Consider the following 14,637-nt stretch of genomic DNA (forward strand, 5'->3'; position numbering starts at 1 on the left):
GTCGCATCTTGCCGACGATCCAGGTCGGGGATACGCGAGACAATGGATCCCATGGCAGATCGCAACGACTCACTGTTCGCCCACGCCCGTGAGGTCATCCCCGGCGGGGTCAACTCGCCGGTGCGGGCGTACGGGGCGGTGGGCGGGACGCCGCGCTTCCTCCAGTCCGCACGAGGGGCGTACGTCACCGACGCCGCCGGCCGCGAGTACGTCGACCTGGTGGCCTCGTGGGGCCCCGCGCTGCTCGGCCACGCGCATCCCGAGGTCGTGGAGGCCGTGCGCGACGCGGCGGGTCGGGGCCTGTCGTTCGGCGCGCCGACCGAGGGCGAGGTCGAGCTCGCCGACCTGGTGGCCGAGCGCGTGCAGGCGGGCGGACGTCGGCCGATCGACCGGGTGCGCCTGGTCTCGACCGGCACCGAGGCGACCATGACGGCCATCCGTCTGGCGCGCGGCGTGACCGGTCGAGATCTGCTGGTGAAGTTCGCGGGCAACTACCACGGCCACTCCGACGGGCTGCTCGCCGAGGCGGGGTCGGGCGTCGCGACGCTCGCCCTGCCGGGCTCGGCCGGGGTGCCGGCCCCGATCGCGGCGCAGACCCTCGTGCTGCCCTACGGGGACCTCGACGCCGTGCGCGAGGCGTTCGCCGATCGCGGTGACCGGATCGCCGCGATCATCGTCGAGGCGGCCCCGGCGAACATGGGCGTCGTCGCACCGGCACCCGGTTACAACGCCGCGCTCGTCGAGATCGCCCATGCCGCGGGCGCGCTCGTGATCCTGGACGAGGTGCTCACCGGCTTCCGGGTGCACCCCGCGGGTCACTGGGGACTCGAGGTGTCGCGCGGGGAGGCGTACGAGCCGGACATCTTCACGTTCGGCAAGGTCATCGGCGGGGGGATGCCGCTCGCGGCGCTCGGCGCCCGGGCGGAGATCATGGACCGGCTCGCCCCGGTCGGGCCGGTCTACCAGGCCGGCACCCTGTCGGGAAACCCGCTCTCGGTCGCGGCCGGGCTGGCGACCCTGCGGCTGGCGACGCCCGAGGTCTACGCGCGCGTCGACGCGGCGGCCGCGACGGTCGCCGATGCGCTGTCGGCGGCGCTGGCGGCGGAGGGCGTCGTGCACGCCGTCTCCCGGGCGGGCAGCCTGTTCTCTCCCGTCTTCGCGGCCGAGGCGCCGACGGACTACGCGTCCGCCCAGGCGCAGGAGGCCTGGCGCTACCGGCCGTTCTTCCACGCGATGCTGGACGCCGGGGTCTCCCTGCCGCCGAGCGTGTTCGAGGCCTGGTTCCTGACCGCCGCGCACGACGAGACGGCGCTCGGCCGTGTCGTCGACGCGCTGCCGGCCGCCGCGCGGGCAGCCGCCGCCGCCCGGCCCTGAGGCCCGCGGCCGGCCGGCCCTCCGGACGGCGGACCCGCACGCGGCGAGGGCCGCCGCATCGCGCGGATGCGACGGCCCCTGACGCGTCGGAGCGCTACCTCTTCGTCACGGACTTCACCGCCGAGCTCTTCGTCGCGGTGGTGTAGCCGGTCTTGGTGCCGGTGACCTTGACGGAGACCTTGTGGCCGGCGTCGGCGCTGCGGAGCTTGTAGGTGCTCGCGGTCGCTCCCGAGATGGCCTTGCCGTCGCGCAGCCACTGGTAGGTGAGCTTCGTGCCGGAGGTCCAGGTGCCGGGCTTGGCGGTGACGGTGGAGCCGACCTTGAGGCTGCCCGAGATCGTCGGGGTCTTCGTGGTCAGCGTGCCCTTCGCCACGGCCTTCGTCGCGGCCGAGGCCTTCGTCGCGGTGGTGTAGCCGGTCTTGGTGCCGGTGACCTTGACGGAGACCTTGTGGCCGGCGTCGGCGCTGCGGAGCTTGTAGGTGCTCGCGGTCGCTCCCGAGATGGCCTTGCCGTCGCGCAGCCACTGGTAGGTGAGCTTCGTGCCGGAGGTCCAGGTGCCGGGCTTGGCGGTGACGGTGGAGCCGACCTTGAGGCTGCCCGAGATCGTCGGGGTCTTCGTGGTCAGCGTGCCCTTCGCCACGGCCTTCGTCGCGGCCGAGCTCTTCGCCGCGGTGGTGTAGCCGGAGAGGGCTCCGGTCACCTTGACGGAGATGCGCTTGCCCGCGTCGGCGGCGACCAGCGTGTACGAGGCGGACGTCGCCTTGGCGATCGCCTTGCCGTCGCGCAGCCACTGATAGGTGAGCGCGGTGCCCTTCGTCCAGCTGCCGGCCGCGGCCTTCAGCGTCGATCCCATCTTGACGGTGCCGGTGACCTTCGGCGTCGCCGAGGCGAGCGTCCCCTTGGCGACCGTCGACGTCTCGGAGGTCTCCGAGGCGGAGGTGTGGCCGTCGAGCTCGCCCGTCACCGTGACGGAGAGCTTCTTGCCCGCCTGCGCGGCCGTCGGCGTGTAGCCGGCGGCCGTCGCCCCGGAGATCGCCTCGCCGTCGAGCAGCCACTGGTAGGACAGGCTCGCGCCCTCCTGCCAGTCGCCGGGGGCGACGGTGACCTTCTGGCCGACCTTCGCCGTCCCCTCGATCTCGGGCGCGGCCGAGGACACGACGGGCAGCGCCTTCACCGTCACGGTGGCGGCCGCGCTGGCGGTCTCGCCCGCCCGGTTGGCGAACACCGCGCGGTAGCGGTGCGCGCCGACGTCGAGACCCGAGAGCTCGACGGTCGTCGCCGTCGCCCCCTCGACATCCGTCCACGCGCCGTCCGTCTGGCGCTGCCAGCGCACCGTGGGGGTCGGTCGCCCGGTCGCCGCGGCGCTCAACGTGGCGGTCTCGCCGACCGTGACGCTGGTCGACTTCGGGCGCTCGCTCACGACGGGGGCGGCGTCGAGCGGCTCGACCGGATCGACCGGCTCGCCCTCGCCCGAGGCCGGGTCAACGGTGACGGCGAACGAGGCGGCCACCGGCAGGGGAGCCTTCTCCGGGTCGCGGCTGTTGCCGGTCGCGAGGAACCAGCCGCGGCTGCCCTCGTCGATCCAGTCGACGAGCGACGCGGGCCAGCTCGACGGGTAGACCGTCGAGTCGGCCAGCCCCGGCTTGACGTAGGTGCGTCCCTCCCACTCAGGGGTGCCCGCGAAGGCCGCGGTGCCGTCGGCGGCGATGCTGACCTCGGAGTCGGCGAACGTCGCGAGCACGACGCGCTTGAAGCCGTCGCTCTCGGAGGCGTCCCCCGTGCCGTACATGCCGCCGCCGTTGTTCCAGGCGACGTCGGCCGTGAGGCTCCCGCGTCCGTCGGCGGCGACCGCCAGGTACGGGTTGGCGATCGTGACGTGCAGGCCGTTCATGCCGCCGTACGGCTGGAAGATCGCCGCGCCGCTCCAGACCACCTGCGTGGCGCCGCCGGCCGGCTCGATCCACCCCGAGCCCGACGAGAACGAGAACCCGGTGGGATCGGCGACCGACACGTTCTCGCCCCATGCCGCGCGCAGCCACTCGTGCGCGTACTGCGACACGTCGTAGGCGAGCTCCGCGCCCGAGGCGACGACCGCGCCCTCCGGCGCGGCCCCGATGGCGGGCGCGTCGGCGCCGGTCACGCGGACGACGGCGGGCTGGGTCGTCGCCGTGCCGGCGTCGTTGGTGAACACCGCCCGGTAACGGGCGCCGTCCTCGTGCAGCCGGCCGGCGACCGTGAGCGTGGCGGAGGTCTGGTTGGCGATGGCCGCCCAGGTCTCCCCGCCGTCGAGGCTGCGCTCCCAGGCCACGGACGGCTCCGGCGTGCCGGTCGCCGCGGCCTCGAGCGTCACGGTCTTCGACTGTGCCACCGTGGCCGACACGGGATGCCGCGTGAGCTTCGGGGCGAGGCTCTCGGCCTCGTCGGCGATCGTGAGCGAGAACGGCGTGCTCGCCACCGACGCCAGCGGGTTGGTGACCCGCACCCGCCAGAGGCCGTCGTACGCGTAGTCGGCGACGGCGACGGAGGACTCGTAGGCGGAGTAGCTCGACGCCGCGTGCAGCTTCGACGGGTCGACCTCCGAGCGCAGCGCCGGCGCGACGCCGTCCAGAGGCTCGGGCAGGGCGGCGGGCTCGATGGCCTGGTCGCCCCGGTCGGCGACCGCGGTGTCCCACGACGCGCCTCGCTCGGCCCAGTGGGCGCCCCCGTCGAGGCTGTACTCCCAGGCCCGGCTCATCGATCCTGTGCCGCTCGCGGCGAACGACCACGACATGTTCGCCCCGCGAGTCGCGGGGTTCGAGACGTTCACCGACTGCGTGCCGTCGTACACGAAGATCGACGCTGCCTGCTGCAGGTCGGTGGTGTAGCGGTAGACCGATCCGCCGATCGCGGCGAGGAAGCGGCCGCCCCGGTCGCGGCTGAGGCTCTCGAGCGAGCCGTCCAGCACCGTGAGGTCGCCGAGTGCGATCGGGTCGAGCGCGGCGAGGTCGGAGGTGGAGAAGCGCTGGACGGAGTGGCCGTCCTCCGGCACGGCGAAGAGCTCGGACAGGTTCGACGCCACCGCGAGGGAGCGGACGCCGCCGTCGACGCGCGCCGTGCCGACGAGCTTGTGCGTGGCGCTGAAGTCGAGCTCGAACAGCGCCAGGTCGCCGTCGGCGTCCGCGACGGCCGCGGTGGTGCCGCTCAGGTCGATGACGTCGGCGACGCCGAGCCCCTCGGACTCGACCGTGTACACGGTCTCGGGCGCGTACCGCGAGATCACGTCGACGGCGCCGTCCCGGCTCGAGACGATGTTGCTGTAGGAGGAGTCGATCGCGAAGGAGCGCTCTTCCGCGTCCGGCAGGTCGAGCACGAACTCGGCGCCCACGGCGCCCGTCGCGGCGTAGTCGGTGCGCTGCGCGACATAGGCGCCGTCGTCCTCCTGCTGCACGACCAGCAGCCCGGAGCCCGCCTCGCCGAACGCGACCACCCGGGTCGGCTCGATGAGATCGGTCGACACCGCCTCGGCGGCGGCGCCGGTCAGCGTGCGCTTCTCGGGGGAGACGACGCGGACGAGCACTCCCGCGCCGTCCTTCGCGCCCCAGACGTAGGCCTTGAGGACGTTGCCCGCGTCCCAGTCGTTGAAGGGGAACCCGCCGTGCACCTCGTCGAGCAGCCCGGACAGGTCCACGCTCGAGTCGAGGGTGCCGTCCGCGTTCGTGGCCTGCAGCGCGACCGCGCCCGACCCGGGGTCGGCGACGGTCTGCATGTGCCGGTTCGAGTAGCCGAACTCGGACGACGCCGTGACCGGGAGCGACAGGGCGACCGTGCCGGGCGACAGGGGCGCCGAGGCGCGGGGGAGGGTGTCGAACGACGCGTAGGCGACGTCGCTCGCGTCGTCTCCCTCCTCGGCATATGCGGGGGCGGCGGCGAGGGGAGCCAGCAGGCTCGCCCCCAGGACGGATGCGATGGTGATCCCGGACAGGCTCGGCCTGTGCCGGCGTGGTGTGGAACGCACGGATTCCTCTCGGATGACGAGCATCCGCGACGCGCTCCGCGCTGGCCCCCCGCCCGCGGATTCGCGGCGTCACGGGCGCGATGGTTGGCGCTTCGACGTCGGGAGAGTCGAAGTAAGGCAAGCCTACCCATACTTGGCTCCCCTCTGGGAGACGCGGTCGTCCTCCGGAGGGGTGCGCGATGGACTGAGCAGAACGACCTGGTTCCGCGTGCCCCGAGGGCATAAGGCCCCGGGTAGGATGGAAGAACACCCCTTTCCGCCTGCCTGAGCCGCCGCTTTCGTCTGCTGCACTGACGAACCCGAGCCCGAGGAGACGCCCATGCTGCCTCTCCTGCTGTCGTTCGCCATCGGGTCCGTCCTGCTGATGCTCCTCGCGAAGCCGCTCGGCGCGCGGGTGTTCTACGTCGCCGCGGTGTTCCCGCTCGCCGCCCTGGTGCACGCCGCCTTCCTCGGCGGGCGCGTGCTGGAGGGGGACACCCCCTTCGCGGCATACGAATGGATCCGACCGCTGGGCATCGAGATCTCGATGCGCATGGACACGCTCAGCTGGGTCATGGCGCTCGTCGTCAGCGGTGTCGGCGCTCTCGTCATGATCTACTGCCGCTGGTACTTCCGCGGCAAGACGGACGGCCTCGGGCGGTTCTCCAGCGTCCTGCTCGCCTTCGCCGGTGCGATGTACGGGCTCGTCCTGACCGACGACATCGTGATGCTCGTGATGTTCTGGGAGATCACGAGCATCCTGTCCTACCTGCTGATCGGCCACTACCACCTGCGCGCCGCGAGCCGCCGCGCGGCCCTGCAGGCGCTGCTGGTGACCACGCTCGGCGGTCTGGTCATGCTGGTCGGCGTCGTGATGCTCGTCGCCGTGACCGGCACCACCAGCCTCAGCGAGATCCTGGAGCTCGCGCCCACGGGCGCTCTCGTGGACGTGGCGCTCGTGCTGCTGCTCGTCGGGGCGCTGAGCAAGTCGGCGATCTTCCCCTTCCACTTCTGGCTGCCGGGTGCGATGGCCGCCCCCACTCCCGTGAGCGCGTACCTCCACGCGGCGGCGATGGTGAAGGCCGGCATCTACCTGCTGGCGCGGTTCGCGCCGGTGTTCGGCGACGCCGACCCCTGGCGCCCCGTCATCGTGACGCTCGGTGTGTTCACCATGCTGCTCGGCGGCGTGCAGGCGCTGCGCGAGAGCGATCTCAAGCGCATCCTCGCCTTCGGCACCGTCAGCCAGCTCGGCTTCATCTCGGTGGTGATCGGCTACGGCACGCGCGACGCCGCGCTCGCCGGGCTCGCCCTGCTGCTGGGGCATGCCCTGTTCAAGTCGACGCTCTTCCTCGTCGTCGGCGTCATCGACCGCCAGCTGTCGACCCGCGACATCGACGAGCTGTCCGGGGTGGGACGACAGGCGCCCGTGATGGCCGTCATCTCGTTCGTGGCCGTGGCCTCGATGGCCGGCGTCCCGCCGACCCTGGGGTTCGTCGCCAAGGAGGGCGCGCTGGTCGCCCTGATCGATGCCGCCGGACAGGGCGAGGTGTGGGCGCTCGTGGCGCTGATCGGCGTGACGGCGGGATCGATGCTGACCGTCGCGTACGGCGCGCGCTTCCTGTGGGGAGCGTTCTGGACGAAGCGCGACGCGCACGGCGCCGTGCGCGGCCGCACCGAGTGGCCCGACCCGCCGATCGGGTTCCTCGGGGTGCCGCTGGTGCTCGCCACCCTCGGTCTCGCCGGCGGACTCGTCGCGCCGATGCTCGACACGCTGCTGACGCCCTACGCCGAGACCGCCGCGGCCATCGAGCCCGTCGCGGAGCACGTCTCGCACCTCGCGCTGTGGCACGGCCTCGGCCTGCCCGTGCTGCTGTCCGCGGTGACGCTGGTCGGCGGTGCCGTGATCCTCTGGCTCACCCGCGCCACCGGCTTCGACATGACCGGACGCGTGATGCGCTTCAGCGCGGCCGACGCCTACTACGCGCTCACGCGCGGCATCGACCGGGCGGCCGTCGCCGTCACCACGCTCACCCAGCGCGGCTCCCTGCCGATCTACGTCGCGACGATCTTCATCGTGCTGGTCGTCGGGGAGGGCGTGGTGCTGTTCGCGAGCCCCGAGTGGCGGGTCGAGCTGGACCTCTGGCAGCACCCCGCACAGCTCGCCGTCGCGCCCATCATGATCGCGGGCGGCGTGATCGCCGTCCGCTCCCGCAAGCGCTACACGGGCGTCGTGCTGGCGGCGATCACCGGTCTGGGCATGGTCACGCTCTTCGCGGTGATGGGCGCGCCCGACCTCGCCCTCACGCAGGTGCTGGTCGAGTCGGTGACGCTGATCGCGTTCGCGCTCGTGCTGCGGCGTCTGCCGTCGCGCATGGGCGCCCACAACGGCACGTCCGCGCCGATCCTGCGCGCGCTCCTGGGTGCCGCGGTCGGCATCACGATGGCGGCGCTCGTCGTGATCGCCACGAGCGCCCGCATCCACGAGCCGGTGTCGACCTCCTGGGAGCAGCTCGCCTACGAGATCGGGCACGGCCGGAACGTCGTGAACGTGGCGCTCGTCGACCTGCGCGGGTGGGACACCATGGGCGAGCTGTCGGTGCTCATCCTCGCCGCCACGGGCGTCGCGTCGCTCGTGTTCGTCACGGACCGCAGCGACACCCTGCAGCGGCTGACCCACGGGCTTCCGGGAGCGGTGCGTCCGCCGCGCGCCAAGCGCATCGCCGCCCGCCGCCGCGCCCGCGACGAGGCCGCCTCCGGGGCCGAGGCGTCCAGCTCGCCGCGCGCCTGGCTCGTGGGCGGGCAGAAGATGAGCGCGGAGTCGCGGTCGATCATCCTCGAGGTGATCGTCCGGATCCTGTTCCACACGATCATCGTCGTCTCCATCTACCTGCTGTTCGCGGGCCACAACCTTCCGGGCGGCGGCTTCGCCGGTGGCCTCGTCGCCGGCATGGCGCTCGTCATGCGCTACATCGCGGGCGGTCGGTACGAGCTGGGCGTGGCCGCGCCGACGGACGCCGGATGGCTGCTGGGGTCGGGCATGATCCTCGCGGTCGGCACCACGGTCGCCCCGCTGCTGTTCGGCGAGAACCCGCTCACGCGGGCCGTCTGGGAGGCCGACCTGCCGGTCGTCGGGCACATCGAGTTCGTCAGCTCCACGTTCTTCGACGTCGGCGTCTACCTCGTCGTGATCGGCCTGGTGCTCGACGTGCTGCGCAGCCTCGGCGCCGAGGTCGACCGCCAGATGAAGGGCATCGACACCCCCTGGCGCGCGAGCGCCCCGGCCGAGGCGGGGAGCGAGCGATGAGCGTCTCCCTCACCCTCGTGGTGATCATGGCCGTGCTGTACGCGGCCGGCGTCTACGCGATGCTCGAGCGCAGCCTCACGCGCGTCCTCATCGGCTTCCTGCTGCTCGGCAACGCGACGAACCTGCTGCTGCTCATCGTCATGGGCTTCCCCGGCATCGCGCCGTTCGCCGGCGACGAGGGCGAGCAGAGCGATCCGCTGCCTCAGGCCCTCATGCTGACGGCCATCGTCATCACGTTCGCCGTCAGCGCGTTCCTGCTCGCGCTCATCTACCGCTCCTGGCAGCTGGGCCAGGCCGACACCGTCGAGGACGACGCCGAGGACCTCGCCCTGCGCATGCGCGCCGCGGAGGCCGAGCGCGTGCTCGGCGCCGAGGGGGCGGGGGACGAGGCGACGACCGACTTCGTCGACGTGGTCGCGTCGCCGCTGCGGGCGATCGACGGGGCGGATGCCCTCGGCCTGCTGCCCGACGCGCCCGTGGATATTCCCACCAAGGCATACAGCGTGACCGGCCCCGACGATCCGTCGGCGCAGCCCGAAGACGCCGCCGAACAGGACGCACCCGGACAAGACGCCCGCGACAAGGACGAGGAGGACCGCTCATGAGCCCGAGCCACCTCGTGCCCCTGGTCGTCACCCTCCCGCTGCTGGGCGCGGCGATCACCCTGATCGCCGGCCGTCGCCGTCGCCTGCAGGTGGCCGTCTCGATCATCACGCTCACCGTGACGTTCGGCCTCGCCGTGGCGATGTTCGTGATCGTCGACGCCGGCACGCCGCTCGCCGTCTCGGTGGCCGGCTGGCCGCTCCCGTTCGGCATCGTCCTCTACGTCGACCGGCTGGCAGCGCTCCTCGTGGCGGTCTCGAGCATCGTGCTGCTCGCGGTCCTGCTCTTCTCCGTCGGCCAGGGCGCGGCCGACGGCGACGACGACACCCCGGTGTCGATCTTCCACCCGTCCTATCTGATCCTCGCGGCGGGCATCTTCGACGCGTTCATCGCGGGCGACCTGTTCAACCTCTACGTCGGCTTCGAGATGCTGCTCGTGGCCTCGTACGTGCTGATCACGCTCGGCAGCACCGAGTCGCGGATCCGCACCGGCGTCGTCTACATCGTCGTCTCCCTGGTGTCCTCCGTGCTGTTCCTCTCGGCGATCGCCGTGATCTACGGCGCGCTCGGCACGGTGAACATGGCGCAGATCTCCGAGCGGATGGGGGAGCTGCCCGACAACGTGCAGCTCGTCCTGCACCTGCTGCTGCTCGTGGCGTTCAGCGTGAAGGCCGCGGTGTTCCCGCTGTCGTTCTGGCTGCCCGACTCGTACCCCACGGCCCCGGCCCCGGTGACCGCCGTGTTCGCCGGGCTGCTGACCAAGGTCGGCGTGTACGCGCTGATCCGCACCGAGACCCAGCTGTTCCCCGACAGCGACGTGAACGTGCTGCTCCTCGTGGTGGCGCTCGCGACCATGATCGTCGGCGTGCTGGGAGCCGTGGCGCAGGCCGAGCTCAAACGCATCCTGTCGTTCACGCTGGTGAGCCACGTCGGCTACATGGTGTTCGGGCTCGCGATCGCGACCGAGGCGGCCATCGGGGCGACGATCTACTACATGGTCCACCACATCGTGGTGCAGACGACCCTGTTCCTCGCCGTGGGGCTCATCGAGCGCCGCGCCGGCAGCACGTCCATCCTCAAGGTCAAGGGGCTGTTCGGTGCCGCGCCGGTGATCGCGGCGCTCTACCTGATCCCGGCCCTGAACCTGGGCGGGCTGCCGCCCTTCTCCGGCTTCATCGGGAAGTTCGCGCTGTTCGACGCCGCCGCGGCGGTCGGCACGCCGCTGATGTACGCCCTGATCGTGGCCGGCATCGTCACGTCCCTGCTCACGCTGTACGCGCTGATGCGGGCCTGGAACCTGTCGTTCTGGCGCGAGGAGGACGACTCGGCCGAGACCGAGGCGCGCATCCAGCACCTGGGCACCGCGCCCGCCGCCGACCAGGTCGGCGAGCGCCGGGTGATCCCGCGCATCATGACGGCGGCGACGGCGGGCATGGTGGTCGTGTCCGTGGGCCTGACGGTGTTCGCCGGGCCGCTGTACGACATCTGCGAGCGGATCGGGTCCGGCCTGATCGAGCCCGTCACGCTGGTCGACCTCGGAGAGGTGGAGCAGTCGTCATGACGATGCGCGAGATGACGCCGTCCGGCTCGTGCCCGTGGCCCGCCGCCGGATTCCGCAGGGGTGCGATCGGATGAGCCCGACCTTCCGCCACGAGGCCCACCGTTTCTGGAACCAGCTGCCGTTCTTCGTCTGGCTGGTGCTGCTCTGGATGATGCTGTGGGGCCAGTTCACGGTGCTCGCGGCGCTCACCGGCATCGCCATCGCGGTCTTCGTCACCAAGGTGTTCCACCTCCCGACGGCCGAGCTGTCGGGGCGCCTGAACCTCTGGTACGGCCTGCTGTTCATCGTGCTGTTCCTGTTCGAGGTGGTGCGAGGCGCGATCACGGTCGCGTGGCAGGTGGTCCGGCCGAAGGAGACCACAGCCGGCATCATCGCCGTGCCCCTGCGCACCGATGCCGACCTGATCATGACCCACGTCGCGGTGACGTCGTCGCTGATCCCCGGCTCGCTGATCGTCGAGGCGGACCGCGAGCGGCGCATCCTCTACCTGCACGTGCTCGGCGTGAGCGACCGCGAGGACGCCGAGGCTCAGCGCCGGCACATCCTGCTCTGGGAGGAGCGCATCGTGCGGGCCGTGGGCTCGCGGGCCGACCTCGAGGCCGTGCGCGCCGCGTCCAAGGAGGTCGACGCATGAACCCCGAGACGGTGAGGGCCGTGCTGATGGCCGCGATCCTGCTCGTGTTCGCCGTGGCCGCCGCGCTGACGATCGTGCGGATCGTGAAGGGCCCGTCGATCCTCGACCGCGCGGTGGCGAGCGACGTGCTGCTCACCGAGGTGCTGTGCGTGCTGGGCACCGAGATGGTGGTGAACCAGCACACGCGCACCCTGCCGGTGATGCTGATCATCGCGGCGATCGGGGTGTTCGGCTCGATCGCCGTCGCGCGCTTCGTGGCGAGGAGGGACCAGTGACCGACACGATCCTCGACCTCGTCGCGCTGACGCTCGTGCTGCTCGGCGCGCTGCTGTGCCTCACCGCGGCGATCGGTCTGCTGCGCTTCCGCGACGTGCCGTCCCGGCTGCACGCGGCGACCAAGCCGCAGGTGCTGGGGCTCATGCTGATCGCGGTCGCCATCGCCCTGGACCTGCACTCGTGGACCGTCGTGTTCTCCCTGGTGCCCGTGGTGCTGATCCAGATGGCGACGGCACCGCTCAGCGCGCACATGGTGGGACGGCAGGCCTATCGCAACGGGGACGTGCGCCTGCGCGGTACCCCGGACGACCACGGCTCGAACCTCGTGATCGACGAGCTGCGCGAGCGCGACGACGACTGACGGTCAGGCGAGGGACGGCATGGCCAGCATCGCCGCCGTCATGATCGCCATGCTGATCCCCTCGGCGGCGTGGCGCGGCGTGAGCTCGCGGCGACGGCGCACCATCCACGTCACGAGCGCCCCCAGGTAGACGACGGCGGCCACGACGATCAGCGAGGCGGACGGGCCGTGCGCGTGGCCGGTCGTGGCGGTGCCGGCGGACATGCCCGCGATCAGGGCACCCGTCACCACGATGCCGATCGGCCGGTGCCAGTCGAACGCCTCGTGCGATCCGGCCGCGCCGCGGCCTCGCCGCACCCTGCGCGCCATCGCGGCGGCGAGGGCGAGGGCGATCAGCGCGGCCGTCCACGCGATCGGCGCCGCCAGCGCGCCGGCGCTCATCGCGACCATCGCCGCGAGCATCGCCGCGGCCCCGGCCACCGCGGTACGAGACGCCCGGGGGCGGGCGGCGGCCGCGCAGACCACGCACACCGCCCCCGGGACGATCATCGCGAGCGAGAGGATCAGTGGTGGCACGTGCAGGGGCCCTCGCCGGTGCTGCAGTGCGGGCACGGCGCCCCGGCGGGGGCGCCGCCGGCCGTCGGCGCGGCGCAGTGATCCGATGTGGAGGCGGGGGCGTCGAGCGCGGGGTTGCGGTCGAAGAAGCCCACCGGCTTGAGCGTGAAGCCGGTGCGGTCCACCGGCATCACCGGCCAGTCCTCGGTGCGGGGGAAGTGGGTCAGCCCGAACGTGTGCCACAGCACGATGTCCTCGCCGTCGATCGGGTCGTCGCCCGCGACGTACCGGGGCAGGCCGTGCGGCTCCCCGGACGCCGGGCTCTGGTTCACGACCTCGCCCTGCGGCCAGCGCTCGTCGTCCTCGTGCCGCGTCACCCACAGGTGCTTGGTGGCGTAGGCGCCGCGGTGCGCGATCGCGCTCGACGGGTCCGCCAGCAGCACGGGCTTGCCCTCCGGGTACAGCGCATAGCCCACGGGGCGCCCGAGACGGTTGGTGCTCTCGGTGCTCGTCACGAGCCAGTGCCGGTCGACCAGGTTGTCCGCCGTCCGCTGCGCGTCGCCCTCTGTGACCAGCCGGGTCCTGCGCTGGGCGAAGCCGTTGCCGATCGGGTTGTCGGGCCCGATCGGCACGCGGACGACGTCGACCTCGTCGACCGCGTTGGCGTGCCCGTCCACCGCCATGTCGAGCCGCGCCGAGAACAGGTGCTGGTGCACCGGCGCGCCCAGGCCGGGCGCCATCTCGGTGGCGTAGGGGTAGTCGTCGCCCGGGTACGCCGAGGTGAACACGATGCCGGTCGCCTTCGCCTCGAGCTCGATCTGACCGTCGAGGTACAGATACCAGTAGAACCCGTAGTCGTAGTTTCCGATCGTCACGAAGAACGAGATCACGAGGCGACGGTTGCGGCGCGTCTCGTTCATGCCGTTGAACATGTCGGAGTGCTTCCAGAGCACGCCGAAGTCCTCCTCGTGCAGACAGATCGCGTTCGGGATCGTGCGGGGTGCGCCCCGCTCGTCCGCGATCGTCGCGTCGAAGTAGGTGATGTCGCCGAGGCAGTCGCAGCCCAGCTCGAGCGAGTTCGTGTAGCGGCCGTAGATGTACTCGGCCGAGTCGAAGTAGTTGATCCAGTTGCGGGCGGGCTGCGGGTCGCCGTACGGCACGACCATGTCGGCGACCGACGCGCGGTGGATCACGGGGCGCACGCGGCCACCGTCCGAGAAGCCGAGCTGATGCAGGATGAGGCCCTCGCGCGGGTCGAAGCCGAACCGGAACTCCCAGTCGGCCCAGCGGATGAGGTTGCCCTCGACCGTGAAGCTCGGGCCGTCGGGCTGCACGATCTCGATCGGCTTCATGTCGGTGCGCGCGCGGCCGTCGCCGTGGGGAGCCGCGTCCCACTCGCTCCGCTCGGCCGGGACGGCGTACTCCTCCACGTCGACGACCTCGAAGACCTCGCCCGTGACGAGGTCGACGTGCGCGACCAGGCCGTCGATCGGATGGCCCCACATCAGGTCCTCCGCATCGAGCTGCAGGAATCCGAGCACGCGCGCCATCCGGCGCTGCGCCTCCTCCGGCCTGCCGAAGTTCCCGGGCGAAAGCGGCGCGGCGCGCACCATGCCCGGGTCGATCCCGCGCCGCTCCAGCGCCGCCCGCCACTCGGCGCTGGCGAGCAGCCAGCCCTCGATCCGCTCGAACTCCTCGTCGAGGATCGCGGGCTGCCCCTCCAGCGCCCGGTCGATCAGACGCGAGGTCAGCAGCACCCCGGCGGTCAGGTCGACGGTCGCGATCGTGCCGTCGCCGGTGGCGGTGTCGACGAGCGTGGCGGTGGCGCGGCGGGTGATCGCGTCGCCCGGCCGCCAGCCCAGCAGCTCGGCCTTCGGCGGCTCCTCGAACGTGACGTGCGCGAAGCGGGTCGTCTCCGACACGAGCCCGGCCTCGGCGAGGATCTCGCGAGCGGCGTCGATCTCGGCGGCGGTGAGCAGGTCGAGGGGATGCGTGACGGTCGTCGCGGGGGTGAGGTCGATGGTCATGGTGCTCCTTCGGGTGATGCGGGGAGAGG

General features: G+C 72.1%; 10 protein-coding genes. 7 read left to right on the plus strand and 3 right to left on the minus strand.

What is annotated here, in order from left to right; translation table 11 throughout:
* The first annotated feature begins 51 nt into the window (after positions 1-51).
* Complete coding sequence (hemL, locus tag K5S26_RS06585) at positions 52-1,374, plus strand: glutamate-1-semialdehyde 2,1-aminomutase (RefSeq protein WP_221857145.1); 1,323 nt, start codon at positions 52-54, stop codon at positions 1,372-1,374.
* Between the two features lie 94 nt (positions 1,375-1,468).
* On the opposite strand, the gene K5S26_RS06590 is transcribed toward hemL, so the two are convergent.
* Entirely contained in the window at positions 1,469-5,368 is a 3,900-nt protein-coding gene (locus K5S26_RS06590) for an immunoglobulin domain-containing protein (protein ID WP_221857147.1), read from the minus strand.
* A 319-nt stretch (positions 5,369-5,687) separates the two neighbouring features.
* On the opposite strand from K5S26_RS06590, the gene K5S26_RS06595 reads away from it, so the two are divergent.
* The 6 genes from K5S26_RS06595 (at position 5,688) to mnhG (ending at position 12,086) form a co-directional block, all read left to right on the plus strand.
* Entirely contained in the window at positions 5,688-8,651 is a 2,964-nt protein-coding gene (locus K5S26_RS06595; RefSeq protein WP_221857149.1) for a Na+/H+ antiporter subunit A, read from the plus strand.
* Entirely contained in the window at positions 8,648-9,256 is a 609-nt protein-coding gene (locus K5S26_RS06600; protein ID WP_221857151.1) for a Na(+)/H(+) antiporter subunit C, read from the plus strand. Before K5S26_RS06595 ends, K5S26_RS06600 begins: the two co-directional genes overlap by 4 nt.
* Positions 9,253-10,815: a Na+/H+ antiporter subunit D gene (locus K5S26_RS06605; RefSeq protein ID WP_221857152.1), complete on the plus strand. Its 1,563-nt coding sequence runs from the start codon at positions 9,253-9,255 to the stop codon at positions 10,813-10,815. The genes K5S26_RS06600 and K5S26_RS06605 overlap by 4 nt, the downstream gene beginning before the upstream one ends.
* Before the next feature lie 70 nt (positions 10,816-10,885).
* Positions 10,886-11,449, plus strand: coding sequence for a Na+/H+ antiporter subunit E (locus K5S26_RS06610; protein WP_221857153.1), 564 nt, complete (start codon positions 10,886-10,888; stop codon positions 11,447-11,449).
* A complete protein-coding gene (locus K5S26_RS06615; protein ID WP_221857154.1) occupies positions 11,446-11,724 on the plus strand; it encodes an MrpF/PhaF family protein in 279 nt (92 codons plus the stop codon). Before K5S26_RS06610 ends, K5S26_RS06615 begins: the two co-directional genes overlap by 4 nt.
* The gene (gene mnhG, locus K5S26_RS06620) at positions 11,721-12,086 is read left to right on the plus strand and encodes a monovalent cation/H(+) antiporter subunit G (RefSeq protein ID WP_221857155.1); all 366 of its coding nucleotides are present in this window, start codon (positions 11,721-11,723) and stop codon (positions 12,084-12,086) included. Before K5S26_RS06615 ends, mnhG begins: the two co-directional genes overlap by 4 nt.
* A 3-nt stretch (positions 12,087-12,089) precedes the next feature.
* Here the strand turns inward: mnhG and K5S26_RS06625 are convergent, their stop codons facing one another.
* Together K5S26_RS06625 and K5S26_RS06630 are read right to left on the minus strand one after the other, a co-directional pair.
* The gene (locus K5S26_RS06625; protein ID WP_221857156.1) at positions 12,090-12,602 is read right to left on the minus strand and encodes a hypothetical protein; all 513 of its coding nucleotides are present in this window, start codon (positions 12,600-12,602) and stop codon (positions 12,090-12,092) included.
* Positions 12,590-14,608 (minus strand): primary-amine oxidase, encoded by a 2,019-nt coding sequence (locus K5S26_RS06630; RefSeq protein WP_221857157.1) that lies wholly within the window; start codon positions 14,606-14,608, stop codon positions 12,590-12,592. The genes K5S26_RS06625 and K5S26_RS06630 overlap by 13 nt, the downstream gene beginning before the upstream one ends.
* Positions 14,609-14,637: the final 29 nt, after the last annotated feature.

Origin of the sequence: Microbacterium marinilacus, assembly GCF_019753765.1 — a bacterium.
Classification (GTDB): domain Bacteria; phylum Actinomycetota; class Actinomycetes; order Actinomycetales; family Microbacteriaceae; genus Microbacterium; species Microbacterium marinilacus.

Bases quoted from the DNA above. Each gene is read 5' to 3' on its own strand.
- hemL (WP_221857145.1), top strand. From the start codon at position 52: ATGGCAGATCGCAACGACTCACTGTTCGCCCACGCCCGTGAGGTCATC.
- K5S26_RS06595 (WP_221857149.1), top strand. From the start codon at position 5,688: ATGCTGCCTCTCCTGCTGTCGTTCGCCATCGGGTCCGTCCTGCTGATG.
- K5S26_RS06600 (WP_221857151.1), top strand. From the start codon at position 8,648: ATGAGCGTCTCCCTCACCCTCGTGGTGATCATGGCCGTGCTGTACGCG.
- K5S26_RS06605 (WP_221857152.1), top strand. From the start codon at position 9,253: ATGAGCCCGAGCCACCTCGTGCCCCTGGTCGTCACCCTCCCGCTGCTG.
- K5S26_RS06610 (WP_221857153.1), top strand. From the start codon at position 10,886: ATGAGCCCGACCTTCCGCCACGAGGCCCACCGTTTCTGGAACCAGCTG.
- K5S26_RS06615 (WP_221857154.1), top strand. From the start codon at position 11,446: ATGAACCCCGAGACGGTGAGGGCCGTGCTGATGGCCGCGATCCTGCTC.
- K5S26_RS06630 (WP_221857157.1), bottom strand. From the start codon at position 14,608: ATGACCATCGACCTCACCCCCGCGACGACCGTCACGCATCCCCTCGAC.